The sequence below is a fragment of the Xanthobacter versatilis genome, from assembly GCF_043193975.1.
Classification (GTDB): Bacteria; Pseudomonadota; Alphaproteobacteria; order Rhizobiales; family Xanthobacteraceae; genus Xanthobacter; species Xanthobacter autotrophicus_E.
In genome coordinates, this window is the sequence record NZ_JBAFVB010000004.1 from 279,467 (window position 1) to 305,612 (window position 26,146).

Sequence of the window (26,146 nt, forward strand, 5' to 3'; positions counted from 1 at the left end):
GCAGGCTGGAAACGGTCGGTGCCACAGACGCACGCCGGCTCCCTCTCCCGCGTGCGGGGAGGGTTCTGGAGGGGGGCAGGGACGTGGGAGGAGGAGATCGCGCGGGTTAGCGGCGCGTCTCGTTGAAGTGACTGCCGCGTTCTGGTGGAGCGGACGCCCCCTCTACCCCGCCTTGGCGGCCAGCGCCTGTGCGACCTTGGAGGCCGGCGTGCGGCCCAGCGCGGCGGTGATGGCGCGGCCGGCGCGCGCGAGGGCGTCGAGATCCACACCGGTGTCCACGCCGAGGCCGTCCAGCATGTAGACGAGATCCTCGGTGGCGAGATTCCCAGAGGCACCCTTGGCATAGGGGCAGCCGCCGAGGCCGGCCACCGCCGCATCCACGCTGGCGATGCCCAGCTCCAGGCAGGCCAGCACATTGGCCAGCGCCTGCCCGTAGGTGTCGTGGAAATGCAGGGCGGTGCGCTCCACGCCGATCACGCCAGCCACCGCCTGCGCCATGGCCTTCGCCTTGTCCGGGGTGCCGACGCCGATGGTGTCGCCCAGCGAAACCTCGTAGCAGCCCATGGCGATGAGGCGTTCGGACACCTCCACCACCTTGGTCACTGGCACCTCGCCCTGATAGGGGCAGCCGAGCACGCAGCTCACATAGCCGCGCACCGCCACCCCCTGCGCCTTCGCGAGGTCGAGCACGGGCGCGAAGCGCTCCAGGCTCTCGGCGATGGTGCAATTGATGTTCTTCTGGCTGAAGGCCTCGGACGCAGCGGCGAACACCGCCACCTCCTCCACGCCGGAGGCCAGCGCCAGCTCCAGCCCCTTCAGGTTGGGAGTGAGCACCGGGTAGCGCACGCCGTCGCGCCGGTCGATCTCAGCTAACACCTGCGCGGTGTCCGCCATCTGCGGCACCCATTTGGGGGAGACGAAGGAGCCGCTCTCGATCATCGTCAGCCCGGCTTCGGCCAGCGCATTGATGAGTGCCACCTTGGCGGCGAGCGGGACGACGCCCGGTTCGTTCTGCAGCCCGTCGCGCGGGCCGACCTCGACGATGCGCACCGACGGGGGGCGGGCCATCACGCGTCCTCCAGAACCAGAAGCTCGGCACCCTCGTCCACGAGGTCACCCACCGCGAACTTCAGCGTCTTCACCTTGCCGTCGCGGGGCGCGGCGACGGTGTGCTCCATCTTCATGGCCTCTACCACCACGAGGGCGGCGCCCTTCGCCACCTCCTGGCCTTCCTCCACCGCGATGCGGATGATGGTGCCGGGCATGGGGGCCACCAGCCGGCCGGCGGTGCCGGTGGCGGCCTGGGAGGCAAGGCGGGGGTCGATGAACTCAAGGCCATATTCCCCGCCGCGCACGAACACGGTGAGGTGCGCGGCGGTGCGGATCACCCGCGCCGACAGGGCGACGCCGTCGAGCCGGGCGCGCAGGGTGCCGTCGGCCTCCGCGTCGCCTTCCACGCTCATGTCGCCGCCGGGCAGCGAGAGGATGAAGCCGGAGGGCCGGAAATGGGCCCGCACGGCGATGCGCCGGTCGCGGTCGGCGAAGGTCAGGTCCACATGGGCGTCGCGGTTCAGCCGCCAGCCCGGCGCGAGGCCCCAGGGCGACCAGGGGTCGGACGCGTCCACCGCCTCGGCGGACTGCCGCGCCTCCTCCTTGAGGACGAAGAGGGCGGCCAGCGCCAGCACCGTGTCGTCCACCGGCTGGGACGGGGGCAAAAGCTGGTCCTGGTGGCGGGCGATGAAGTTGGTGTCCAGCTCCGCAGCGGCGAAGGCAGGATGGGTGGCGATGGCCTTGAGGAACACCCGGTTGGTGGCAAGGCCCACCACTTCCGTGGCCGCGAGGGCGGCATCCAGCCGGCGCACCGCCTCGGTGCGGTCGGCACCGGAGACGATGATCTTGGCGATCATGGGATCGTAATGGATGGACACCGTGTCGCCGGCGCGCACGCCCGTATCCACCCGCGTGCCATTGAGGTGGAAGGGCAGCACCAGATGGTCGAGCCGGCCCACCTGCGGCAGGAAATCCCGCGCCGGGTCCTCGGCATAGAGCCGCACCTCGATGGCGTGGCCGTGAAGCGGGATGTCGGCCTGGGCGAGGGGCAGCTTTTCGCCCTGCGCCACCTTGATCTGCCACTCCACCAGATCTTGCCCGGTGATGCTCTCGGTGACCGGATGCTCCACCTGGAGGCGGGTGTTCATCTCCATGAAATAGAAGTTTTCGCCCTCGGCGATGAATTCCACCGTGCCGGCGCCCACATAGCCCACTGCCTTGGCGGCATCCACGGCGGCCTTGCCCATGGCGGCGCGGCGCTCCGGCGTCATGCCGGGGGCGGGGGCCTCCTCCACCACCTTCTGGTGGCGGCGCTGGATGGAGCAGTCGCGCTCGTGAAGATAGACCGCATTGCCGTGGCTGTCGGCGAACACCTGCACCTCGATATGGCGGGGGGTGGTGAGATATTTCTCCACCAGCACCCGGTCGTCGCCGAAGGCGCTTTTGGCCTCGCGCTGGGCCGAGGCGAGGGCATCCGGAAATTCGGCGGCTGAGCGCACCACCTTCATGCCCTTGCCGCCGCCGCCGGCGGACGCCTTGATGAGCACGGGAAATCCGATGCGCTCCGCCTCGCGGGCGAGCAGGCCCGCGTCCTGGTCCTCGCCGTGATAGCCGGGCACCAGCGGCACGCCGGCCTTCTCCATCAGTGCCTTGGCGGCGCTCTTGGAGCCCATGGCGCGGATGGCGGAGGCCGGCGGGCCGACGAAGACGATGCCCGCCTTCTCGCACGCCGCGGCGAAGGCGGCGTTTTCCGACAGGAAGCCGTAGCCGGGATGGATGGCATCGGCCCCGCTCTTTCTCGCGGCGTCGAGAATGGCGTCGATGCGCAGGTAGCTCTCGCGGGCCGGCGCCGGGCCGATGGGATAGGCCTCGTCGGCGCTCGCCACGTGCAGCGCGTTGGCGTCCGCCTGCGAATAGACGGCGACGGTGCGGATGCCCATGGCCTTGGCGGTGCGCATCACGCGCACGGCGATCTCGCCGCGATTGGCGACGAGCAGGGTGCGGATCGCTCGGGTCATGCGGCCCCCCATGTGGGTTTTCTTTTTTCGAGGAAGGCGGAAACACCCTCGCGTCCGTCGGCGCTCACGCGCTGGTCGGCGATGCGGCGGGCGGTGTCCTGCAGCACGGTCTGGTCGAAGGGCCGGTCCACGGCGGCGATCAGAGCCTTTGTGGCGGCCATGGCGCCGGGGCTCGCGGCCTTCAGCGCCTTGAGGTGCCGGACGATGGCGGCGTCCAGCTCCTCGGCGTCCACCACCTCGTGCACCAGGCCGAGGGTGCGCGCGGTTTCAGCGGAAAAGCGCTCGGCGGTAAGGCAATAGCGCCGCGCCTGCCGCGCCCCCATGGCCCGCACCAGGTAGGGGCTGATGACCGAGGGGATGAGGCCGATGCGCACCTCGGTGACGGCGAATTCCGCCTCCGGCACCGCGACGACGATGTCGCTGGCGGCGATCAGCCCGGTGGCGCCGGCGAAGGCCGAGCCGTGCACCCGCACCAGGGTGGGCTTGGGGCACAGGTCGATGGTGCGCATGAGCGTCGCCAGCGCCATGGCGTCGGCGAGGTTCTCCTGCCGGCTATAGGCCGCCATGCGACGCATCCAGTTGAGGTCCGCCCCGGCACAAAAGGTGGGGCCATTGGCCTTCAGCAGGACGGCGTAGACCTGTGGATCGACGGCGGCGGCATCATAGGCGCGGGTCAGCGCGAGAATGAGCGCATCGTCGAAGGCATTGCGCACCTCCGGGCGATCCAGGGTGATGACGGCGACGCCATCCTCGACGGTGGTGTTGAGGCCGGTGGTGTTGAGGCTCATGGGATGGTGCTCCGGACTTGGCCGTCAACGCGCGCCATCACATGCGGAACACGCCGAAGCGCGTCTCCTGCTCGGGGGCGTTGAGCGCGGCGGAGAGGGCGAGGGCCAGCACCATGCGGGTGTCGGCGGGGTCGATGACGCCATCGTCCCACAGCCGCGCGGAGGAATAATAGGGATGGCCCTGCACCTCGTACTGGGCGCGGATGGGGGCCTTGAAGGCCTCCTCTTCCTCCGCGGACCAGGTGCCGCCGCGGGCCTCGATGCCGTCGCGCTTCACCTGGCCGAGCACGCCGGCCGCCTGCTCGCCGCCCATCACCGAGATGCGGGCATTGGGCCACATCCACAAAAAGCGCGGATCGAAGGCGCGCCCGCACATGCCGTAATTGCCGGCGCCGAAGGAGTTGCCGATCACCACGGTGAACTTCGGGACAGACGCGCACGACACGGCGGTGACGAACTTCGCCCCGTCCTTGGCGATGCCGCCCGCCTCATACTTCCGCCCCACCATGAAGCCGGTGATGTTCTGCAGGAACACGAGGGGAATATTGCGCTGGCAGCACAATTCCACGAAGTGCGCGCCCTTCAGCGCGCTCTCGGAGAACAGGATGCCGTTGTTGGCGATGATGCCCACCGGATAGCCGAAGATGCGGGCAAAGCCGGTCACCAGCGTGGGGCCATAAAGCGGCTTGAACTCGTCGAATTCGGACCCGTCCACGATGCGGGCGATGATCTGCCTCACGTCGAAGGGCTGCTTGGGGTCGGCCGAGACGATGCCGTAAATGTCCTTCGTGTCGTAGAGCGGCGCGCGGGGCTCGCGGATGTCGAGGGAATGGGCCTTGGTGGCGTTGAGATCGGCGACGATGGAGCGGGCGATGCCCAGCGCGTGGGCGTCGTTCTCCGCCATGTGGTCGGCGACGCCGGAGGTGCGGGTGTGCACGTCCGCCCCGCCCAGTTCCTCGGCGGTGACCACCTCGCCGGTGGCGGCCTTTACCAGCGGCGGGCCGCCAAGGAAGATGGTGGCCTGGTTCTTCACCATGATGGACTGGTCGGCCATGGCTGGCACATAGGCGCCGCCCGCCGTGCACGAGCCCATGACCACGGCGATCTGCGGGATGCCTTCCGCCGACATGTTGGCCTGGTTGAAGAAGATCCGGCCGAAATGCTCGCGGTCGGGAAACACCTCGTCCTGGTTCGGCAGGTTGGCGCCGCCGGAATCCACCAGATAGATGCAGGGCAAATGGTTTTCCCGCGCGATGGCCTGGGCCCGCAGGTGCTTCTTCACCGTGATGGGATAATAAGTGCCGCCCTTCACGGTGGCGTCGTTGGCGACGATGACGCATTCGCGGCCCGAGACGCGGCCGATGCCGGTGATGATGCCGGCGGCGGGCACCTCGTCGCCATACATGCCGTGGGCGGCAAGCTGCGACAGTTCGAGGAAGGGCGAGCCGGTGTCGAGCAGGGTGCGGATGCGGTCCCGCGGCAGCAGCTTGCCGCGCTTCAGGTGTCGCTCGCGCGCCACTTCCCCGCCGCCCTCGGCGACGCGCTCCACCGTGGTGCGCAAGTCGGCGACGGAGGCTTCCAGGGCCTGACTGTTGCGGCGGAAGGTGTCGGAGCGGCGGTCCACCGCGTCCTCAATGATCGCCATGAGCGCTCTCGCCCCCGAAAAGACGGGCCGATGAAAGCGGCCCAACTGCCATTGACCGAACGGAGACTGACGCGCGCCCGTCGCCTCAATGGGCGGGCGGCAGGTGGGCGCGTCATCCTCCGGTGCCGGTCATTGCCGGCTTGGAAACGATCGTACGTTTTTTTCTGGGCCGCGCAAGGGCCATGGCAGCGGGAAGGGGGCTTTTACGCGCGCGCCGTCTTGGGCCGGGCAACGCGGGGCTTGGCGCGCGCGCCGCTGTCGCGCGGCTGGGCGGCGGCGGCCTCAAGCGGTTTGGCGCGGGCGGCGGTTGCCGGGCCGGGCCCGGTGGCGCCGTCCACCACGAGACCGGTGTAGATGTCCACCAGTTCGTCCTGGGAGAGGCGCCCGCCGGGTCGGTACCACATGCAGATGCCGGTGAGCATGGAGATGATGGCGTAGGTGGCGACCTTGGGCTCACTCACCTGGAACACGCCTTCCTGCGCGCCCTGCCGCAGGATCTCCTCCAGCAGGCCCTCGTAGCGCCGGCGCAGGGCGACCACCACGGCACGGTGCTCGTCCTCCAGGCTGCGGATCTCCATGTTGGCGATGAAGACATGGGCCATGCGCGTCATGTGATAGCGCAGGTGAAAGGCGGAGAAGGTCTTCAGCCGCGCCAGCGGGTCGGTGATGCCCTCCAGGTCCGCCTCGGCCTTGCCGAGCAGGTCCTCCATGTGGTCGCGCACGATGTCGAACAGCAGGTTCTGCTTGTTCTCAAAATATTTGTAGAGCGAGCCGGACTGCAGCCCCACCTCGGCGGCGAGCTGGCGCAGGCTCATGGCCTCGTAGCCGTGCTTGTAGATGAGCTTGACGCCCGCCTGGCGGATGGCTTCGGCGGTACGGGCGCCGTTGGAACCGATGGTGCGCGCCATGGCCTTCCGGAACTCTGTGCGCCCGGCCACGGGGTCGGGAGCGGGTGGGACATGCGGATCGAGGATCCGGCCGGAGGGGCGACTTTAGTCTGACGCGCGCCGCCCCCGTTTGGCAATGGCATCCTGCGACAAGAATTGCCGCTTGACCACAATAAAAAAGAACGCTTGATTGTTTATTGAACCCGGCGAAACGACCGGGCACGCGCCAGGCCAGCCGCATGAGCGGGGCGCAAAGAACGCAGGGAGACGACGACATGGCGACCGACAGGGCGCGATATCAATCCGTGTGCATCGAGATGGCGTGGGATGCCTGTCCGCTGTAGTGGACGCAGCCGTCGGCATCCATGTGCCCGGTATCCCCGATGATGTAATAGGCGCTTCCGAACCTGAATCTGGCTTTCGTCGCGACCTCGTCCTTGCTGTAGGCGCGAAACCAGAAAAGCGGCGAGCGCCGGACGTGGATCGCCAGTATTCCTTCGGCGCCCACGCCCAGTTCTGCGCCCTTGTCGTCGAGGACGACGAGGGAAAAGCCGGGCGCGACCCGGCCGACGGAAACCCGGTTCAGGGAGCGTGGATCGTGCGGGTCATGCTTCATGCCTATGATCATCCCCGCTTCGCGGTGTCCGTACTGGTTGATCAGGGGCACGCCGAGCTTCTGCGTCACCCAGGCGATGATATCCCGGGGCAGCGGCTCGCCGCCGACGGTCACCACGCGCAGCGCGAGCTGGTGCGAGACCGCGCTGGGATCGCCGCGCCGCCAGGCCTTGATCTGGGAGGGGGCGGCGGTGAGGTTGGTGACACGGAATTTCGACAGGACGCGATAGCCCTGCGAGACATCGTAGGGTCCATCGCAGAACAGGATGGACGTGCCGATCAGGAGCGGGCCGACGAGACCGTAGAAGATCCCGTATTCCCAGCCCTGGTCCGTCATGTTCCAGAACACGTCCTCGTCCCGGACATCAAGCCCGAGACGCATGTATTGCTCGATTGCGGCCAGGGCGCGGACAGGGGTGAACAGTCCGTACCTGGGTTCGACCGTCTTCGTTGAATAGGTCATGAGGAAAGGGTCGTCTGCCGCATAGGTCGCGGCCTCGGCCAACGGCTCGGCCTCGTAGATCGATGACCAGAACTGGGTGACCCGGCCTTCTATGCGGTTGATGTGGTCTCCTTCCACGAGAAAGACCGGCGTTGATGGCTTGATGTATTTGCGGGCGCGCTCCACCAGCACCCGATTTGCAACGATGGCTTTTACGTCGCTCGACTCCAGGCGGGCGTTCACCGCCGAGGCGGAATAGGTGGAGAACAGCGGCATGTAGACGGCGCCAACCCGCCAGATGGCGAGCGCGGCGATGATCAGTTCGACGCCCTTCGGCAGCATGACGGCAACGCAATCGCCTTTCCTGATGCCGATGGTCGCCAATACACGGGCAAAGCGAGATGAATAGTCGGCAAGCCTGCCAAAGCTCAGTTCCGATGTCTGGCCCGAGACGGATTCATGGATCATGGCCGGATGCGAGCGCTTGCCGGGCAGGTGCCGGTCGCACAGCAGATGAGCGAGGGGAATGGCGTCGCCACGATATTCCGGCCGTTGGTACAGGCTCGGAACCGATGCGGCATCGCTTTCCGTCGCGGCCTCCGCCGGCATCGCGCTCGCACGGCGGCCGAGGCTCAGGCAGAAGGCGCCGAGAGTGTAGAGGCGGGACGCCGGGTCATAGGCGAGCAGGCCCTCGTGAACCAGCGTCGCCGCCAGGCGGTGGGTCGTGGGCTTCGACAGGCCGGTGTGCGCCATAAGATCGGCAAGCCGCGCGCCCTGGGTCGGCGCGTCGACCACCGCCCGCAGAACGGCAACGGCGCGGGACAAGCTTTGAGCCCCCTTGGGGGAGGTAGAGTCTGGATCCAAAGGCGCAGTCATGTCTCACAATGTGAGACTAACAGGGGGAGTTGGCAATATTTTTTCGAAGTTGTCCGGATGCTCTTGAAACATCTGAGATGACGCTAGATAATGATGATCAATATCGTCTCATAATATGAGACATGGCTCAGAGAAGCCGCCCCGTGTACGGGAATGAGGGAGGGGAATATGGCGCTACCCGCAGCTTCGGCTGGGGCTGATCCGGGCACGGCTGCCCTCTTGAGCATCGAGGCGATCTCGCTCCGGTTCGGCGGCCTCAAGGCGCTGAGCGATGTGAGCTTCCATGTGCGCAATGGCGAGCTGTTCTCCATCATCGGGCCGAACGGCGCCGGCAAGACCTCCATGCTCAACTGCATCTCCGGGCGCTATACGCCGAGCGAGGGGCGGGTGGTGTTCGACGGCGAGGATGTGACCCGGCTGAAGCCCAACCGCCGCGCCGCCATCGGCATCGGCCGCACCTTCCAGAATCTGGCCCTGTTCAGCCACATGAGCGTGCTCGACAACATCATGGTCGGCCGCCACCATCTGTTGAAGAACAACTTCCTTACCGGTGCGCTCTACTGGATCGGCGGCGCACAGAAGGAAGAGCTGGAGCATCGCCGCAAGGTGGAGGAGGTGATCGACTTCCTCGACATCCAGCACGTGCGCAAGGCCGCCGCCGGCACTCTGTCCTACGGCCTCAGGAAGCGGGTGGAGCTGGCCCGCGCGGTGGCGCTGGAGCCCAAGCTCATCCTCCTCGACGAGCCCATGGCGGGCATGAACCTGGAAGAGAAGGAGGACATGGCCCGCTACATCGTCGATCTCAACGAGGAGTGGGGCATGACCATCATCATGATCGAGCACGACATGGGTGTGGTGATGGATATTTCCCACCGCGTCATGGTGCTGGATTTCGGCCGGAAACTGGTGGAGGGCGAGCCTGCCGAGGTGCTGGCCGATCCCCATGTGCGCAAGGCCTATCTGGGCGAGGACGATCTCGACGAAGCGGCCCCCGCCGCCATGACTGCGTGAGGTCCGCCATGGCCGAAATCACCGCGACCTATCCGGACATCACCGTCCACGACACCATGCCGAAGCTGCTGGCGCTCAACGCCCGCACCCACCCCAACGACACCTGGCTGCGCGAGAAGGACCTCGGCATCTGGATTTCCTACACTTGGGGTGAGGTGGCCGAGCGGGTGCGCAATATCACCCTCGGCTTCACCACGCTGGGGGTGGCCCGTGGCGACGTGGTGGGCCTGCTCGGCGACAACCGCCCCGAATGGCTGATGGGGGAGATCGCCACCCACGCGCTGGGCGGCATGAGCCTTGGCATCTATCGCGATGCGCTGGCCGACGAGGTGGCCTATCTCGTCACCTACGCGGACGTGGCGGTGGTTTTCGCCGAGGACGAGGAGCAGGTGGACAAGCTGCTCTCCCTCGAGGAGAAGATCCCCACCGTCCGCCACATCGTCTATGCCGACCCGCGCGGCATCCGCAAATACGACGACCCGCGCCTCATCTCCCTGAAGGAGCTGGAAGCGCGCGGCGCGGTGGAGGCAGCGCGCGATTCCGGGGCCTATGACCGGCTGGTGGCCCAGGGCAAGGCCGAGGACGTGGCCATCCTGTGCACCACCTCGGGCACCACCTCCCACCCCAAGCTCGCCATGCTCACCGGCGGCGCGCTGCTGCGCCACTGCCGCGCCTATCTGGAGATGGACCCGCGCACCAGCGCCGACGAATATGTCAGCGTGCTGCAGATGCCGTGGATCATGGAACAGATCTACGCCTTCGGTCAGGCGCTCATCTCCCGCATGAAGGTGAACTTCGTGGAGGAGCAGGAAACGCTCATGGCCGACATGCGCGAGATCGGCCCCTCCTTCGTGCTGTTCGCCCCGCGCGTATGGGAGCAGATCGCCGCCGACGTGCGCTCGCGCATGATGGATTCCTCGGCGCTCAAGCGCGGCATGTTCGAGCTGGGCATGAAGCTCGGGCTGAAGGCGCTGGAGCAGGGCCGCCGCTCGCCGTTGGCGGACTTCATCCTGTTCCGCGCCCTGCGCGACCGGCTCGGTTTTTCGCACCTGAAATCCGCCGCCACCGGCGGGGCGGCGCTGGGGCCGGACACCTTCCGCTTCTTCCTGGCGCTGGGCGTGCCCATGCGCCAGCTCTACGGCCAGACCGAGCTGCTCGGCGCCTACACGCTGCACAAGGCGCAGGACGTGGATTTCGACACCGTGGGCGTGCCCTTCGACGGCGTCGAGATCCGCATCGACGATCCCGATCCCAATGGCCTTGGCGAGGTGGTGACGCGCCACGGCAATGCCTTCACCGGCTATTTCCGCAATGACGAGGAAACCGCGAAATCCTTCGTGGACGGCGGCTGGATGCGCACCGGCGATGCCGGCTTCTTCAACGATCGCGGCCACCTCGTGGTCATCGACCGCATCCGCGACATGGCGCGGACCGAGCACGGCGATCGCTTCTCGCCGCAATACATCGAGAACAAGCTGAAATTCTCGCCCTATGTGGCCGAGGCGGTGGTGCTGGGCGACGGGCGCGACAGCCTCGCCGCGCTCATCTGCATCCGCTTCTCCATTGTCTCCAAATGGGCGGAGAAGAACCGCATTTCCTTCACCACCTATACGGACCTGTCGGCCCGGCCCGAAGTCATCGCGCTACTGCGCAAGGAAGTGGAGGCGGTGAACCGCACCCTGCCGGAGAAGCAGCGCATCGGCCGCTTCCTGCTGCTCTACAAGGAGCTGGATGCCGACGACGGCGAGCTGACGCGTACCCGCAAGGTGCGCAGGGGCGTCATCAACGAGCGCTACGGCACCATCATCGACGCCATGTATGCGGGCGAGAAGGTGATCGACGTGGACACCACCATCACCTTCCAGGACGGCACCCGCCAGCGCATCAAGACCACACTGGACGTGATCGACCTCGGCGCACCCCCGCGCCGGGACGACGATACAAGGCGGAGGGCGGCGTGATGGGGCTGAGCGCTCAAACCAAGGCTGCGCCATCCCGGATCACGGCCGCCGGCATCTGTCTTCACCATCCCTTCCCCCTCCCAACCCTCCCCCGCAAGCGGGAGAGGGCCTTTGAAGGGAGCCTCTGATGCAATCCCAGCTCCTGCTCCAGCTCATCATCAACGGGCTCATCATCGGCACGCTCTATGGCGTGGTCGGCATGTGCTTCGTGCTCATCTACAAGGCCTCGCAGGTGGTGAACTTCGCCCAGGGCGAGTTCCTGCTGATCGGCGCCTGGACCTGCTGGTGGCTGCTCACGGCGTGGAACATCCCCTTCTTCTGGGGCTTCCTCATCGCCGTGTGCTTCATGATGGTGTTCGGCATCGTGGTGCAGATGGTGGTGCTGCGCCCGCTCATCGGCGAGCCGATCATCTCGGTGATCATGGTCACCATCGGAATGTCCATCTTCTTCCAGGCGCTGATGAAGTGGATGTTCGGCACCTTCGCCCAGCCGTTCCCGCCCATCTTCAGCGTGGACAAGGTGAACATCATGGGCCTGCAGGTGCAGACGGCCTATCTCATGTCCACCGGCGTGAGTTTGGCCATCATGGCGGGGTTCGCCTGGTTCTTTAAGTATTCGCGCCTCGGCCTTGCCATGCGCGCCACCGCCTTCTCCCAGCAGGTGGCGCAGTCGCTCGGCATCTCGGTGCGCCAGGTGTTCGCCCTGTCCTGGGGCATCTCGGCGGCGGTGTCGGCGGTGGCCGGCGTGGTGGTGGGCATCGTGAACGGGGTGTCCTCGGCGCTGTCCTACTTTGGCATCAAGGTGTTCCCGGCGGTGATCCTCGGCGGCCTCGACAGCGTGTTCGGGGCGGTGGTGGGCGGCCTCATCATGGGCCTGCTCGAAAACCTCGCCCAGTTCTTCGACAGCCAGTACCTGAAGTGGGGCAACCTCTACGAGATTGTCCCGTTCTACGCGCTCATCATCATCCTGATGATCAAGCCCTACGGGCTGTTCGGCACCCGCGACATCGAGAGGGTCTGATCCATGGCCATCGACACCCTTCGCCCGTGCGGCGACTACCGCACCAGCTACAAGGCCGACCAGACCATCTTCGCGACCCGGCTCACCATGCTGTTCTGCGTGGCGGGCGTGGTGCTGGCCTGCTTCGCGCCGTTCTTCTTCTCGCGCTACATCCTGAGCCTGATGATCCAGATCGGTTATCTGGGCATCGCCGCGCTGGGGCTGAACATCCTCGTCGGCTTCTCCGGGCAGATCTCGGTGGGCCATGCGGTGTTCTTCGGCTTCGGCGGATTCGCCTCCGCCTTCCTCGCCGACAAGGGCGTGCCGGTGCCGCTGGCCATCGTGCTCGCGGGACTGTGGACCACGGCGGTGGGCCTGTTGTTCGGACTGCCCGCCGCGCGGGTGAAGGGGCTGTATCTCGCCATCGCGACGCTGGCCGCCCAGTTCATCCTGCAGGATTTCTTCGTGCGGGCGGAATGGTTCACCGGCGGCACCCACGGCGCCATGGCCGCGCCCTTCACCCTGTTCGGCTATGATCTCTCCGGCGACGACCGCTATTTCTACGTGGTGCTGTTCTTCGTGGTGGTCATGTATCTGGGCGCCGCCAACCTGATGCGCAGCCGCGACGGCCGGGCGCTGATCGCGGTGCGCGACCATTATCTCTCGGCGGAGATGATGGGGGTGAACCTCACCAAGTATCGCACCATGGCGTTCGGCATCTCCTCCTTCTATGCCGGCATCGGCGGCGCGCTCTATGCCCATTATGTGGGGTTCATGTCAGTGGAGGGGCTGGATATCCTGTTCTCCATCCAGTTCCTGGGCATGATCATCATCGGCGGGCTCGGCTCCATCATGGGCTCGCTCATGGGCACCATCTTCATGGTGCTTTTGCCCGAGGCCACCGGCTGGCTCGCCTCCGCCCTGTCGGGTAGCGTCATCGACCAGGTGCTGCACCTGAAGGACGGCCTCACCTACATGCGCGAGATGCTGATCGGCCTCACCATCATCCTGTTCCTGATCTTCGAGCCGGACGGCCTCGCCCACCGCTGGCGCCTCATCAAGGCCTATTGGAAGCTCTATCCCTTCTCTTACTGATCAAAAGGACAGAGGCCACGCAGAACGGCCCGTCCAAAACGGAAACCCAAGGAGAGAACAAGATGAAGAAGCTCACCCTGTCCCTCGTCTCGGCGCTGGCGCTCACGGCCGCAGCGCCCGCTCTGGCCCAGTCCATCAACATCGGCCATCTTGCCGATTATTCCGGCGGCACCTCGGACGTGGGCCAGCCCTACGGGCAGGCCATCCAGGACACCATCGCCTGGATCAACGCCAATGGCGGCGTCAACGGCAAGAAGATCGATTCCGACTTCAACGAATACGGCTACCAGGTGCCCCGCGCGCTCGCCGCCTTCAAGAAGTGGGTGGGCACCAACAAGGTGGTGGCCATCCAGGGCTGGGGCACGGCGGACACCGAGGCCCTCGTGGGCATGGTGACCAAGGAAGAGATTCCCTATTATTCCGGCTCCTACTCCGCCTCCCTCACCGACCCGAAGGGCAAGGTGAACGAGAAGAGCGAGCGCGCTGCGCCGTTCAACTTCTTCTACGGCCCGTCCTATTCGGATGCCGCCCGCGCCATGGTGAAGTGGGCGGCCGACGACTGGAAGGCCAAGGGCAAGCCCGGCAAGCCCAAGTGGGTGCACATGGGCGCCAACCACCCCTTCCCCAACTCGCCCAAGGCGGCGGCCGAGGCCTATGCCAAGGAGCTGGGCTTCGAGGTGCTGGACCCCATCACCTTCGCCCTCACGCCGGGTGACTACACCCCCCAGTGCCTGACGCTGAAGCAGTCGGGCGCCAACTACGCCTATCTCGGCAACACCGCCGGCTCCAACATCTCGGTGCTGAAGGCCTGCAAGACGGCGGGCGTGGACGTACAGTTCTTCGGCAACGTGTGGGGCATGGACGAGAACGCCGCCAAGGCCGCCGGCGAGGCGGCGAACGGCGTCGTCTTCCCGGTGCGCACCGGCGTCACCTGGGCCGGCAGCGCGCCGGGCATGGCGACCATGAAGGAGATCTCCAAGATCTCCGATCCCTCGGGCACGGCCTATCGTCCGGTGCACTACCTCGCCGCCGTCTGCACCGCCCTCTACATGAAGGAGGCCATGGAGTGGGCGGACAAGAACGGCGGCGTGACCGGCGTGAAGATCCGCGACGGCATGTACCAGAAGAGCGACTGGGTGCCGAAGGGCACCGAGGGCGTGTGCAATCCCTCCACCTGGACCGCCACCGACCACCGCCCCACCACCCGCGTCGACCTCTACCGCTCGGTGGTGAACGGCGCCACCGACGCTTCCGTTGCGGACCTGGTGAAGAGCGGCGTCATCAAGCTGGAGAAGGTTGCCACCATCGACCTGCCCCGCAAGACGGAACTGCAGGGCTGGTGAGGCCCGCCGGGCGGCAGGCGCGGCTGGTGACGGCGGCGCCCGTTTCCTGCGCCCGCCTCCCGAACGAACCGTCATCCCCCGGCCTGACCGGGGGATCCACCCTTGCGTTCGGCGGGTGCCGAACATCCGGGAGCTGACCCGGCCCTGCCATGGATCCCCCGGTCAGGCCGGGGGATGACGCCGGTGCGGCAGGGCCGATCGGGGCCGCTCCACCGGGATGCTGGCAAGACATATGAGGCAAACGCCATGGCAGAGGCCGCACTGAAGTTCGAACCATCCGCCGAGACCGCGTCGCCGCTGCTGGCGGTGGACAATATCGAGGTGGTCTACAACGACGTCATCCTGGTGCTGCGCGGGCTTTCGCTGAAGGTGCCCAAGGGCCAGATCGTCGCCCTGCTCGGCTCCAATGGCGCCGGCAAGTCCACCACGCTGAAGGCCATCTCCGGCCTGCTCAGGACCGAGGACGGCGAGATCACGCGCGGCGACGTCACCTTCCTCGGCGAGCGGATCAACGGCATCGAGCCGGACAAGATCGTGCGGCGCGGCATCTTCCAGGTGATGGAGGGCCGCCGCATCATCGCCGACATGACGTGCCTGGAAAACCTGCGCCTTGGCGCCTACACCCGGCGCGACAACGAGGTGAAGAGCGACATCGAGCGGGTCTACGAATACTTCCCGCGGCTGAAGGAGCGCACCGGGCTCGCCGGCTATCTGTCCGGTGGCGAACAGCAGATGCTGGCCATCGGCCGCGCCGTGATGGCCCGTCCCAAGCTCATCCTCATGGACGAGCCTTCCATGGGCCTGTCGCCGCTGCTGGTGAAGGAGGTGTTCGCCATCATCAAGAAGCTCAACGAGGATCTGGGCGTGACCATCCTCCTGGTGGAGCAGAATGCGCGGGTGGCGCTCTCGGTGGCGGACTACGGCTACATCATGGAGCAGGGCAAGATCGTGCTCGACGGCACGGCCGACATGCTGCGCTCCAACGAGGACGTGAAGGAATTCTACCTCGGACAGGGCGGTGGCGAGGAGCGCAAGTCGTTCAAGAACCTCAAGAGTTTCAAGCGCCGCAAACGGTGGTTGTGACGGCTTGAACATGGCTTTCGGCTCCGCCCCCTCCCAACCCTCGCCCGCGAGCGGGAGAGGGCTTTTCCCGCTCTCTCCGCCATGGCCCCCTCGCCCGCTTGCGGGGTGGGCTGGGGAGGGGGAAGGGGCGTCCGGATTCTGGCAATAGAGACTGTCACATGACCGATCCGAACCGCCATTACGATGCGTGCGAGACCCGCGATCCCGAAGCCCGCGAACAGGCGCTGATGGCGGCGCTTGCCGCCCAGGTCGCTCACGCCAAGGCGAAGGCGCCCTATTTCGCGCGCCTCTTCAAGGACGTGGACCCGCAGGCGGTGACCACCCGCGCGGCGCTGGCGAAGCTCCCCGTCACCCGCAAGTCGGACCTTTTGGAGATCCAGCCGAAGAGCTATCCCTTCGGCGGCCTCAATGCGACGGCGCCGGGCAAGCTGGCGCGCATCTTCATGTCGCCGGGGCCGATCTATGATCCGGAAGGCCATGGCGCCGACTTCTGGCGCTTCGCCCGCGGCCTGTTCGCGGCCGGCTTCCGGGCCGGCGACATCGTCCACAACTGCTTTTCCTATCACCTCACCCCGGCCGGCTCGATGATCGAGAGCGGCGCCCATGCGCTCGGCTGCGCGGTGGTTCCGGCGGGGGTCGGCCAGACCGACCTGCAATTGCGCGCCATCGCCGACATCCGCCCACAGGGCTATGGCGGCACGCCGTCCTTCCTGAAGATCCTGGTGGATAAGGCGCGGGAGACCGGCACCGACATTTCCTCCCTCAAGAAGGCTCTGGTGACGGGGGAGGCCTTCCTGCCCGCCCATCGCGCCGAGCTGAAGGCCGCGGGCATTGCCGCCCGGCAGTGCTATGGCTCCGCCGACCTCGGCCTCGTCGCTTACGAGAGCGAGGCGGAAGAGGGCATGATCGTGGACGAGGGCTGCCTCGTGGAAATCCTGCGCCCCGGCACCGGCGATCCGGTGGAAGCCGATGGTGAGGTCGGCGAGGTGGTCGTCACCCTGTTCGAGCCCGACTATCCCCTGGTGCGCTTCGCCACCGGCGATCTTTCAGCGGTGCTGCCGGGCTTCAGCCCCTGCGGGCGCACCAACGTCCGCCTCAAGGGCTGGATGGGCCGGGCCGACCAGGTGACCAAGATCCGCGGCATGTTCGTGCACCCGGTGCAGGTGAGCGCGGCGGTGAAGAAGCATCCGGCCGTGGCGAAGGCCCGCCTCGTGGTGGATCGCATCGGCGATGCCGACGACATGCTGCTGGAGGTGGAAGTTCAGGACGCCGCAGCGCTGTCGCAGGAGGCGCTGCTGGACGACCTGCGCGCCACCACCAAGCTGCGCGGCCGCGTGGCCCTGCTGGTGCCGGGTACGCTGCCGGCTGACGCCAAGACCATCGAGGACCGCCGGCCAGTGTGAGGCCGGTGCCGCATCGGGCGCAGCCGGTAACGACTCAGCGCGCGGCCAGGACCGCCGACTTCAACGCGTGGGCGGCCTGTTCGGGGTCGCTCGCGGCGCAGATGGAGGAGACCACCGCCACCCCATCAGCCCCGGCGCGGATCACGTCTGCCACGTCTGCCGTAGCAAGGCCGCCGATGCCCACGAGGGGAAGGCGCGTCAGCGCCCGCACGGCGGCGACACCCGCCGCGCCGATGGCGCTGCCGGCATCGGCCTTGGTGCCGGTGGCCTTCACCGGACCGACACCGAGATAATCCACGCCGGAAAGATCCGACGCGGCATATTCGGCCGGATTGCCCACCGACAGGCCGAGGATGCGCTCCGGCCCCAGCACGGCGCGGGCGTCGGCGGGGGTCATGTCGTCCTGGCCCAGATGCACCCCGTCCGCATCTGCCGCCACCGCCACGTCCACCCGGTCATTGATGATGAGCGGGATGCCGAGCGGGGCGAGCAGCGCCTTCAGCGCGCGGGCCTGTTCCACCAGCGCCCGGCCATGGGCGTCGGGATCGCGCAGCTGGACGATGGTGGCGCCGCCCTTCACCGCCGCGTCCACCGTCGCCAGCAGGCCGTGTGCCGCAACCAGGCGCGGGTCAGTGACGAGATAGAGGGTGAGGTCGAAGGGCTTGGGCATCTTGGGTCCTGCGGGGGAGGGGAAAATCATGCCAGCGGTCGGGGATCGATGGTGACCCCCTCACGCTGCAGTCTTACGGGGCAGTCTCACGCCGCCTTCGCGGTTCCGGAAATCCCCGCCGGCGCCGGGCCGCCCGTGGCCCAGTCCAACAGTTCCACCGTGTGCGCCACCGGCACGTCGGTGCCGGAACCGATCTGCGCCATGCAGCCGATGTTGCCGGCGGCGATGATGTCGGGCGAGAGCGCCTCCAGCGTCCCCACCTTCTTCGCCTTGAGCTGGTCGGCGATCTCGCTCTGGAGCATGTTGTAGGTGCCCGCCGAGCCGCAGCACAAATGCGGGTCGAATGGCTCGGCCACCTCGAAGCCCACGGCGCGCAGCAGCTCCACCGGCGGCCCCTTCACCTTCTGCCCGTGCTGGAGCGAGCAGGCGGAGTGATAGGCCACCCGCCGGCCCAGCGGCGCGTCGGCCTTGGGCAGGTCGAGTGTCACCAGGAATTCGCTGATGTCGCGGGTGATGGCCGAGACCCGCGCCGCCTTGTCCTTGTAGGCGGCATCAAGGCGCAGCATGTGGCCGTAATCCTTGATGGGCGTGCCGCAGCCCGAAGTGGTGACGAGGATGGCGTCGAGGCCCGGCCCGTCCATCTCGCGGGTCCAGGCATCCACATTGTTGCGGGCGAAGGCGTGGGCCTCCTCTTCCCGCCCCATGTGGTGGACCAGGGCGCCGCAGCAGCCCTCGCCCTCCACCCGCACCACCTCCACCCCGAGGCGGGTGAGCAGGCGGATGGCGGCGTCGTCGATGGAGGGGCGCAGCACCGGCTGGGCGCAGCCGCGCAGCAGGGCCACCCGCGCCCGTCGCGTGCCCTGGGCCGGGAAGGTGCCGGGCGCCTCGTGGTGGGCGCGGCCATTGGGCATGCCGGGCGACAGCCGGAGCATGGCGGCCAGCGGCTTCAGCCCAGGGATCTTTGCCAGCAGAGGCGCGAACGGCTTTCCCACCATGGCGCCCATGAGGGCGAGGCGGAAGCGGTCCGGATAGGGCAGCACCTTGGCGAGCATGGCCCGCATGAGCCGGTCCTGGGGCGGCCGCACATAGGTCTTCTCGATGTGGACGCGGGCCTGATCCACCAAGTGCATGTAGTTCACGCCGGAGGGGCAGGTGGTCATGCAGGACAGGCAGGAGAGGCAGCGGTCGATATGCTTGACCTCCTGCTCGGTCGCAGGCCGGTCGTTCTCCAGCATGTCCTTGATGAGATAGATGCGCCCGCGCGGGGAATCCAGCTCGTCGCCGAGCAGCACATAGGTGGGACAGGTGGCGGTGCAGAACCCGCAATGCACGCAGGTGCGCAGGATCTTTTCCGCCTCCGCCACATGGGGTTCGGCGAGCTGGGCGAGGGAGAAATGGGTCTGCATGGGCGCTCAGCCGTGAAAAGGAGGCAGGGGGCGGGAAGGATGTCGACGGAAAGGACGCGGACGGCTTGCCATCTCACATCCCCGCATGCATGCGGCCGGGGTTCAGCACCAGGCCGGGGTCGAAGCTTTCCTTGACCCTTTTGGTCAGGGCCGCCAATGCGGTGTCGAGGGGTTGGAACACCGAGGTGCGGGCCCGTTCGGCGGCGGTGGCGCGGATCAGGGTCGCATGGCCGCCGTGGGGGGCGAGCGCGGCGCGCACCTCATCCCCGTGGGCACTCTCGCCGGGCAGGCACAGCCAGATCAGGCCGCCGGCCCAGTCGCAAAACGCCTCGCCGCCGAGATCCGCCGCAAGGCGCGTGGCCAGGGCCGGGCCGGCCACCGGCTCGGTGGAAATGCGCCACACCGCCCGCTCGCCGAGGCCGCAGAAGGGGGCCACATCGCGCACACCCAGCCACAGGGCGCGGGAGGCTTCGGTTTCCAGCACCTCCGCCGCGCCGAAGGGGGCGAGCACGGCGCGCAGCATGGTCCGCCGCGCGCTCACCGACGGTGCGACGCCCTCGAGGCGCAGCGCCACCACGGTGGGCGATCCCGACAGGCCCGGCAGGCGGCCGGCCACGCCCTCGGGCAGGAAGGTGGCGCCGGACACCTCGCATGACGAGCCCATGGCGGCGGACAGCGCGGCCGCCGCCGCCTCGGGCGAGGCGACCTTCGCCACGAGCGTCTCTTCCATGGGCGGGCGGGGCAGTACCTTCAGCGTGATCTCGGTGGCGATGCACAGGGTGCCGAAGGCGCCGGCCATGAGGCGCGGCAGGTCGTAGCCGGTGACGTTCTTCACCACCCGGCCGCCGGACTTGAACGGCTCGCCGCGCCCGGACACCGCCTTGATGCCCAGCGCGTGGTCGCGCACGGCGCCGTGGCTGATGCGGCGGGGGCCCGAAAGATTGACCGCGAACAAGCCTCCGAGGGTGCCGGCCCCGGCCGCGCTGCCGAGGAGGGGGGCAGGATCCATGGGCTCGAAGGCGAGCATCTGGCCGCTCGCCGCCAGCATGTCCTCGATGTCCGCGCGCGGGGTGGCGGCGCGGGCGGAGAGCACCAGCTCTTCCGGCTCGTAGAGGGTGACGCCGGTGAGGGCGGACAGGTCGAGGGTGAGATCGGTCTGGCTCGGGCGGCCGACGGCGCGCTTGGAGCCGTGCCCGCGGATCTCAAGCGTCTTGCCGGCGGAAAGCGCGGTGCGGACCGCGTCCGCGACCTCGCCGTCGTCGCGCGCTGCGATGATGTCGCTCATCGGATGGCCTTAGGCTGTTGGGCACGCGCCTTAGAAGCGCGGCAGGTCCGGGAAGGGCAGGGCGCCGCCGCTCACATGCATGCGGCCGAATTCGGCGCAGCGGTGGAGGGTGGGGAACACCTTGCCGGGATTGAGCAGGCTCTTGTCGTCGAACGCGCATTTCATGCGCTGCTGCTGGGCGAGATCGACCTCGTTGAACATGGTGTCCATGAGGTCGCGCTTCTCCACCCCCACGCCGTGCTCGCCGGTGAGCACGCCGCCCACCTCCACGCACAGGCGCAGGATGTCGGCGCCGAAGCTCTCGGCCGCGTGCAGTTCACCGGGCGCGTTCGCGTCATAGAGGATGAGCGGGTGCAGGTTGCCGTCGCCGGCATGGAACACGTTGGCGCAGCGCAGGCCGTATTTCGCCCCCAGCTCGCGCATGCGGGCCAGCACGAAGGGCAATTGCCGGCGCGGGATGGTGCCGTCCATGCACAGATAGTCGGGCGACAGGCGCCCCACCGCCGGGAAGGCGGCCTTGCGCCCGGCCCAGAAGCCGAGCCGTTCGGCCTCGCTGGTGGAGACCCGCAGGGTGACCGAATTACAGGCCTGCGCGATGCGGGTCACCTCTTCCAGCAGATGGGCGCACTCCGCCTCCGGCCCGTCCAGCTCGACGATGAGCAGGGCTTCCACGTCGAGGGGATAGCCCACGTTCACGAAGGCCTCGGCGGCGGCGATGGCGTCCTTGTCCATCATCTCGATGCCGGCCGGGATGATGCCGGCCGCGATGATCCGCGCCACGCATTCGCCGGCGTCTTCCGAAGTGGGGAAGCCCACCAGCACGGCGCGGGCGGTGTCCGGCTTCTTCAGCAGGCGCACGGTGACTTCCGTCACCACCCCCAGCAGCCCCTCCGAGCCGATGACGACGGAGAGCAAATCGAGCCCGCCGGCGTCGAGGTGCTTGCCGCCCAGGCGCACGATCTCGCCGGTGATGAGCACCAGCTCGGCGCCCAGCACATTGTTGGTGGTGAGGCCGTATTTCAGGCAGTGCACGCCGCCGGAATTCTCCGCCACATTGCCGCCGATGGTGCAGGCGATCTGGGAGGAGGGGTCGGGCGCGTAATAGAAGCCGAGATGGTCCACCGCCTTGGAGATGCCGAGGTTGGTCACCCCCGGCTGCACCACGGCGCAGCGGTTGGGGGTGTCGATCTCCAGGATCTTGTTGAACTTGCCCAGGCCGAGCAGCACCGCATCTTCCAGCGGCAGCGCGCCGCCGGAGAGCGAGGTTCCGGCGCCACGGGGCACCACGCGGATCTCGTTGTCGTGGCAATATTTGAGCACGGCCGCCACCTGCGCGGTGGTGGAGGGCAGCACCACCACGAGGGGCAATTGCTTGTAGGCGGTGAGGGCGTCCGATTCGTAAGGGCGCATCTCCCGTTCATGGGCGATGACGCCCTCGCCGGGGACGATGGCCTTGAGATCGGCGATGATGTCATCGCGGCGGGCGAGCACCCGCGCGTCTGCGTCCGGCATCCTGAGGCCCGGAGCTGTTCCCGTCATGTGGCGGTCCCTCGTTGAGCCCGTTCTCTTTAGGGGAACTATAATCGGTTCACCGGGAAAAAACGTCGCAGATTGTTTCCGTGGCGGATAAAGTCGTCCGCGCGATCCAAAACAATCGGTCCCTCAGGCGGACGGAGGCGGGCCGGCGCATGATCGGCAATCTGGGTGATCTGGAAATCTTCGCGCGCATCGTGACTGCGGGCAGCCTGTCGGCGGCCGGGCGGGAGATGGGCCTGTCGCCGCCGGTGGTGTCCAAGAGGGTGCAGCGGCTGGAGGAGCGGCTCGGCGCGCGGCTGTTCCAGCGCACCACCCGCAAGGTGACCCTCACCGAGGCCGGGCAGGGCTTCTACGATCGGGTGGTGGCCATCCTCGCCTCCATCGAGGAGGCGGAGAGCCAGCTCGCCCGCAAGTCGTCGGAGGCGCGGGGGCTGTTGCGGGTCTCGGCGCCCACCTCGTTCGGGCGGCTGCATATCGCGCCCCACCTGCGCCCGCTGCTCGACGCCAATCCGGGCCTCACCATCGATCTTGAGCTGTCGGATTCCTTCGTGGACATCGTGGGCGAGGGCTTCGACGTGGCGGTGCGCATCGCCGACCTCGATGATTCAAGCCTCGTCGCCCGCCGCCTCGCCTCGGTCCACCGGGTGCTGTGCGCGACGCCGGATTATCTGGCGCGGGTGGGTGAGCCCGGGCACATTTCCGACCTCTCCGGCCACGTGCTGCTGGCCACCCACGGGCAGGACCCGTGGCGGCTGGAGGGGCCGGACGGGCCGGTGACGCTGCGGGTGCATTCCCAATTGCGCACCAATTCCAACGAGGTGGTGCGCGAGGCGGTGCTGGCCTCGGTGGGCATCGCCCTGCGTTCCACCTGGGATGTGGGGCCGGAACTGCGCTCCGGCGCGCTGAAGGTAGTGCTGCCGCGCTGGCGGGCCTCCCACCGGGTGGGATTGTTCGCGGTCTATCCCTCGCGCCGCTTCCTGCCGCAGAAGGTGCGGGTGTTCATCGACCACCTCGCCGCCCTCTACGGCCAGGTGCCGCCCTGGGACGAGGGCCTCGACCAGCTTCTGGAGCAGCAGGCGGCTTGACGCGTCCCCTTCCGCATTCCTCCGGAATGTCGCGGAACCGGTCCCTATGGTACCCGGATCGCTTCACGCGAGGCGGTGAGAGCCATGAAGATTGCGATTCCCACCGGGGACTGGGCCTCTGTGGCCGGCCACGCCGGCAAGGCGCGGCGCTGGTTCATCTATGATCTGGACGGCGTTGTCGCCGGCGATGCCCTGCCGGCGCCGGCGCGGGTGGAACTTGGCAAGGAGGAAATCCTCCACCATTTCACCGACGATCGCCCGCATCCCCTCGACGGGGTGGCCCTGGTGGTGGCGGGCAGCGCAGGCGACGGCTTCCTGCGTCACATGAAGAAGCGGGGCACCGACGTGCTGCTGACCGGAGAGAGCGATCCAGCCACCGCGCTGGCGAAGATCCTCGCCGGCGAGGCGCTGCCGGACCAGCGCTTCGATGTCACCACCACCCTGTGCAAGGTGCGCGACCTGTTCTCGCGGCATTAAGGCGCCCAGCGGGGCGCCTTACCCGGATCACACATCCACGCTGGCGCGCAGGGCGTTTTCCTGGATGAACTCGCGGCGCGGCTCCACCGTGTCGCCCATGAGGCGGTTGAACAGGTCGTCGGCGGCATCCACTTCCTTCACCCGCACCTGCAGCAGGGAGCGGGCGTTGACGTCCAGCGTGGTTTCCCAGAGCTGCTCCGGGTTCATCTCGCCCAGGCCTTTGTAGCGCTGCAGCGAGAGGCCCTTGCGGCCGGTGTCGGTGACCGCGTCGAACAGGTCCACGGCACCGAACAGCACCTGCTCGTCATTCTTGCGCTTGAGCACGCAGGCGGCGGTGAACACGCCCTCGAGGTCCCGTGCCAGATTGTCGAGCCGCCGCGCCTCAGGGGAGGCGACGAAAGCGTGGTCGATGCGCGCCACCTCGGCGACGCCGCGCACGGTGCGGGAGAAGGTGTAACCGGCGTCGTCGAACAGGCCGGTCCAGCCCCGCTCGGTCTCGTCCGCCAGGGCGTCGAGCCGCAGCGCCACCTCGGCGGCGGCGGCGATGCCGGCGGCTTCATCCTGCAGCGTCCGGGCGCCGAATGCGCCGGCGAGCGCCGCCTGCTCCGCCACCGCACGGTTGTAGCGCGGGTGCATGGCACCGAGCGCCGCGCGCATCTGGCGCGACACCTCCACCACATGGGCGAGGTCCGAGCCGGTGCGCACCTCGCCGGAGGCCAGATGCAGGGAGGCCTCGTCGAGGCCGGCGGTGATGAGGTAGTCCTCCAGCGCCTTCTCGTCCTTGAGATAGGTCTCGGACTTGCCGCGCGTCACCTTGTAGAGCGGCGGCTGGGCGATGAAGAGGTGGCCCGCGTCCACCAGCTCCGGCATCTGCCGGAAGAAGAAGGTGAGCAGCAGGGTGCGGATATGGGCGCCGTCCACGTCGGCGTCGGTCATGATGATGATCTTGTGGTAGCGCAGCTTGGCGAGGTCGAAGCCGCCCGAATGGCCGTCGTCCCGGCCGATGCCGGTGCCGAGCGCGGTAATCAGGGTGCCGATCTGCTCGGACGACAGCATCTTGTCGAAGCGCGCGCGCTCCACGTTCAGGATCTTGCCCCGCAACGGCAGAACCGCCTGGAAGGCGCGGTCGCGGCCCTGCTTGGCGGAGCCGCCGGCCGAGTCACCCTCGACGATGAAGATCTCGGACTTGGCCGGGTCTCGCTCCTGGCAGTCGGCTAGCTTGCCGGGCAGGGAGGCAACGTCCAGAGGGCTCTTGCGCCGGGTGAGGTCGCGGGCCTTGCGCGCGGCCTCGCGGGCGGCGGCGGCTTCCACCACCTTGCCGATGACGTTCTTGGCTTCCGCCGGGTTCTCCTCGAACCACACCGACAGCGCCTCGCTCACCAGGGATTCCACCACCGGGCGGACCTCGGAGGACACCAGCTTGTCCTTGGTCTGGGACGAGAACTTGGGGTCCGGCACCTTCACCGAGAGCACGGCGGTCAGGCCTTCGCGGCAATCCTCGCCGGTGGGGTCCACCTTCTCCTTCTTGGCGATGCCGGAGGTGTTGGCATAGCCGATCACTTGCCGGGTCAGCGCCGCCGCGAACCCGGTGAAGTGGGTGCCGCGATCCCGCTGGGGAATGTTGTTGGTGAAGCACAGGATATTTTCGTGGTAGCCGTCGTTCCACGACAGGGCGGCTTCCACGGTCATGCCGTCCTTCTCGGCGCGGATCACCACCGGCTTCTGCAGCAAGGCGGACTTGGAGCGGTCGAGGTACTTCACGAAGGCTTCCACGCCGCCCTCGTAATGCAGCTCCTCGCGCTTCACGTCGGCGGTGCGCGCGTCGGTGAGGATGATGAGCACGCCGGAATTCAGGAACGCCAGCTCGCGCAGCCGGTGCTCCAGCGTGGCGTAGTCGAAATCGATCTTGGTGAAGGTCTCGGGGCTGGGGGTGAAGGTCACCCGGGTGCCGCGCTTGTCGCCGGGGGCGTCGCCCACCACCTTCAGCGGGGCTTCCGCGTCGCCGTGGCGGAAGCGCATGAAGTGCTCTTTGCCATCGCGCCAGATGGTCAGGTCCAGGGTGGTGGACAGGGCGTTCACCACCGAGACGCCAACCCCGTGCAGGCCGCCGGAGACCTTGTACGAGTTCTGGTTGAACTTACCGCCCGCGTGCAGCTGGGTCATGATGACCTCGGCCGCCGAGACACCCTCTTCCTTGTGGATGTCGGTGGGGATGCCGCGCCCGTCGTCGGTCACCGTCACCGAGCCGTCGGCGTTCAGGGTGACCGTGACTTCCTTGGCCCAGCCGGCCAGCGCCTCGTCGATGGCGTTGTCCACCACCTCGTAGACCATGTGGTGGAGGCCCGAGCCGTCATCCGTATCGCCGATATACATGCCGGGTCGCTTGCGCACGGCATCGAGGCCCTTGAGGACCTGGATGGACTGGGCGCCGTAATCGTCGGGGGACGCGGCAGGCACGGGTTCGGCCATG

At 67.6% G+C, this 26,146-nt stretch carries 20 protein-coding genes; 9 read left to right on the top strand and 11 right to left on the bottom strand.

Going from position 1 to position 26,146, the window contains the following annotated elements; genetic code table 11:
• Positions 1–162: 162 nt before the first annotated feature.
• The 6 genes from V5F66_RS11025 to V5F66_RS11050 all read right to left on the bottom strand — a co-directional run bounded on the left by V5F66_RS11025 (position 163) and on the right by V5F66_RS11050 (position 8,270).
• On the bottom strand, positions 163–1,068 hold the full coding sequence (locus tag V5F66_RS11025; protein WP_394093851.1) for a hydroxymethylglutaryl-CoA lyase: 906 nt from the start codon (positions 1,066–1,068) through the stop codon (positions 163–165).
• Positions 1,068–3,068 carry an acetyl/propionyl/methylcrotonyl-CoA carboxylase subunit alpha gene (locus V5F66_RS11030; RefSeq protein ID WP_394093852.1) on the bottom strand — a complete coding sequence of 667 codons (2,001 nt, stop codon included), beginning with the start codon at positions 3,066–3,068 and terminating at the stop codon, positions 1,068–1,070. The genes V5F66_RS11025 and V5F66_RS11030 overlap by 1 nt, the downstream gene beginning before the upstream one ends.
• Positions 3,065–3,856: an enoyl-CoA hydratase/isomerase family protein gene (locus V5F66_RS11035; RefSeq protein WP_394053298.1), complete on the bottom strand. Its 792-nt coding sequence runs from the start codon at positions 3,854–3,856 to the stop codon at positions 3,065–3,067. The genes V5F66_RS11030 and V5F66_RS11035 overlap by 4 nt, the downstream gene beginning before the upstream one ends.
• 37 nt (positions 3,857–3,893) lie before the next feature.
• On the bottom strand, positions 3,894–5,501 hold the full coding sequence (locus V5F66_RS11040; protein ID WP_394053300.1) for a carboxyl transferase domain-containing protein: 1,608 nt from the start codon (positions 5,499–5,501) through the stop codon (positions 3,894–3,896).
• A gap of 203 nt (positions 5,502–5,704) precedes the next feature.
• The gene (locus tag V5F66_RS11045; protein WP_012113881.1) at positions 5,705–6,409 is read right to left on the bottom strand and encodes a TetR/AcrR family transcriptional regulator; all 705 of its coding nucleotides are present in this window, start codon (positions 6,407–6,409) and stop codon (positions 5,705–5,707) included.
• A gap of 277 nt (positions 6,410–6,686) precedes the next feature.
• Positions 6,687–8,270 carry an AMP-binding protein gene (locus tag V5F66_RS11050; RefSeq protein WP_394093853.1) on the bottom strand — a complete coding sequence of 528 codons (1,584 nt, stop codon included), beginning with the start codon at positions 8,268–8,270 and terminating at the stop codon, positions 6,687–6,689.
• Between the two features lie 219 nt (positions 8,271–8,489).
• On the opposite strand from V5F66_RS11050, the gene V5F66_RS11055 reads away from it, so the two are divergent.
• The 7 genes from V5F66_RS11055 (at position 8,490) to V5F66_RS11085 (ending at position 17,217) form a co-directional block, all read left to right on the top strand.
• Positions 8,490–9,332, top strand: a complete 843-nt coding sequence (locus tag V5F66_RS11055; RefSeq protein WP_394001086.1) for an ABC transporter ATP-binding protein — start codon at positions 8,490–8,492, stop codon at positions 9,330–9,332.
• An 8-nt stretch (positions 9,333–9,340) separates the two neighbouring features.
• Positions 9,341–11,293 carry a long-chain fatty acid--CoA ligase gene (locus V5F66_RS11060; protein ID WP_394093854.1) on the top strand — a complete coding sequence of 651 codons (1,953 nt, stop codon included), beginning with the start codon at positions 9,341–9,343 and terminating at the stop codon, positions 11,291–11,293.
• A 127-nt stretch (positions 11,294–11,420) separates the two neighbouring features.
• Positions 11,421–12,314, top strand: a complete 894-nt coding sequence (locus V5F66_RS11065; RefSeq protein WP_012113885.1) for a branched-chain amino acid ABC transporter permease — start codon at positions 11,421–11,423, stop codon at positions 12,312–12,314.
• A gap of 3 nt (positions 12,315–12,317) precedes the next feature.
• Positions 12,318–13,388 carry a branched-chain amino acid ABC transporter permease gene (locus V5F66_RS11070; RefSeq protein WP_012113886.1) on the top strand — a complete coding sequence of 357 codons (1,071 nt, stop codon included), beginning with the start codon at positions 12,318–12,320 and terminating at the stop codon, positions 13,386–13,388.
• Positions 13,389–13,450: 62 nt separating this feature from the next.
• Complete coding sequence (locus V5F66_RS11075) at positions 13,451–14,731, top strand: ABC transporter substrate-binding protein (protein ID WP_012113887.1); 1,281 nt, start codon at positions 13,451–13,453, stop codon at positions 14,729–14,731.
• Positions 14,732–14,977: 246 nt separating this feature from the next.
• Positions 14,978–15,814 carry an ABC transporter ATP-binding protein gene (locus V5F66_RS11080; protein ID WP_394053303.1) on the top strand — a complete coding sequence of 279 codons (837 nt, stop codon included), beginning with the start codon at positions 14,978–14,980 and terminating at the stop codon, positions 15,812–15,814.
• 158 nt (positions 15,815–15,972) lie between these two features.
• Positions 15,973–17,217 (top strand): phenylacetate--CoA ligase family protein, encoded by a 1,245-nt coding sequence (locus tag V5F66_RS11085; protein ID WP_041575352.1) that lies wholly within the window; start codon positions 15,973–15,975, stop codon positions 17,215–17,217.
• A 34-nt stretch (positions 17,218–17,251) separates the two neighbouring features.
• On the opposite strand, the gene thiE is transcribed toward V5F66_RS11085, so the two are convergent.
• From thiE to V5F66_RS11105, 4 genes are all read right to left on the bottom strand, one after another.
• On the bottom strand, positions 17,252–17,887 hold the full coding sequence (thiE, locus tag V5F66_RS11090; protein WP_394093855.1) for a thiamine phosphate synthase: 636 nt from the start codon (positions 17,885–17,887) through the stop codon (positions 17,252–17,254).
• 86 nt (positions 17,888–17,973) lie between these two features.
• Entirely contained in the window at positions 17,974–19,293 is a 1,320-nt protein-coding gene (gene glcF / locus V5F66_RS11095; RefSeq protein ID WP_394093856.1) for a glycolate oxidase subunit GlcF, read from the bottom strand.
• A gap of 73 nt (positions 19,294–19,366) precedes the next feature.
• Positions 19,367–20,578, bottom strand: a complete 1,212-nt coding sequence (gene glcE, locus V5F66_RS11100; protein WP_394093857.1) for a glycolate oxidase subunit GlcE — start codon at positions 20,576–20,578, stop codon at positions 19,367–19,369.
• 30 nt (positions 20,579–20,608) lie between these two features.
• Positions 20,609–22,117, bottom strand: coding sequence for an FAD-linked oxidase C-terminal domain-containing protein (locus tag V5F66_RS11105; RefSeq protein WP_394001094.1), 1,509 nt, complete (start codon positions 22,115–22,117; stop codon positions 20,609–20,611).
• Between the two features lie 152 nt (positions 22,118–22,269).
• Here V5F66_RS11105 and V5F66_RS11110 point away from each other — a divergent pair, with 152 nt between their 5' ends.
• Positions 22,270–23,199, top strand: a complete 930-nt coding sequence (locus tag V5F66_RS11110; RefSeq protein ID WP_041576635.1) for a LysR family transcriptional regulator — start codon at positions 22,270–22,272, stop codon at positions 23,197–23,199.
• Positions 23,200–23,283: 84 nt separating this feature from the next.
• The gene (locus tag V5F66_RS11115; protein ID WP_394001096.1) at positions 23,284–23,676 is read left to right on the top strand and encodes a NifB/NifX family molybdenum-iron cluster-binding protein; all 393 of its coding nucleotides are present in this window, start codon (positions 23,284–23,286) and stop codon (positions 23,674–23,676) included.
• A 27-nt stretch (positions 23,677–23,703) separates the two neighbouring features.
• Here the strand turns inward: V5F66_RS11115 and gyrB are convergent, their stop codons facing one another.
• Positions 23,704–26,145 (bottom strand): DNA topoisomerase (ATP-hydrolyzing) subunit B, encoded by a 2,442-nt coding sequence (gene gyrB, locus V5F66_RS11120; RefSeq protein ID WP_394093858.1) that lies wholly within the window; start codon positions 26,143–26,145, stop codon positions 23,704–23,706.
• Position 26,146 lies beyond the last annotated feature (1 nt).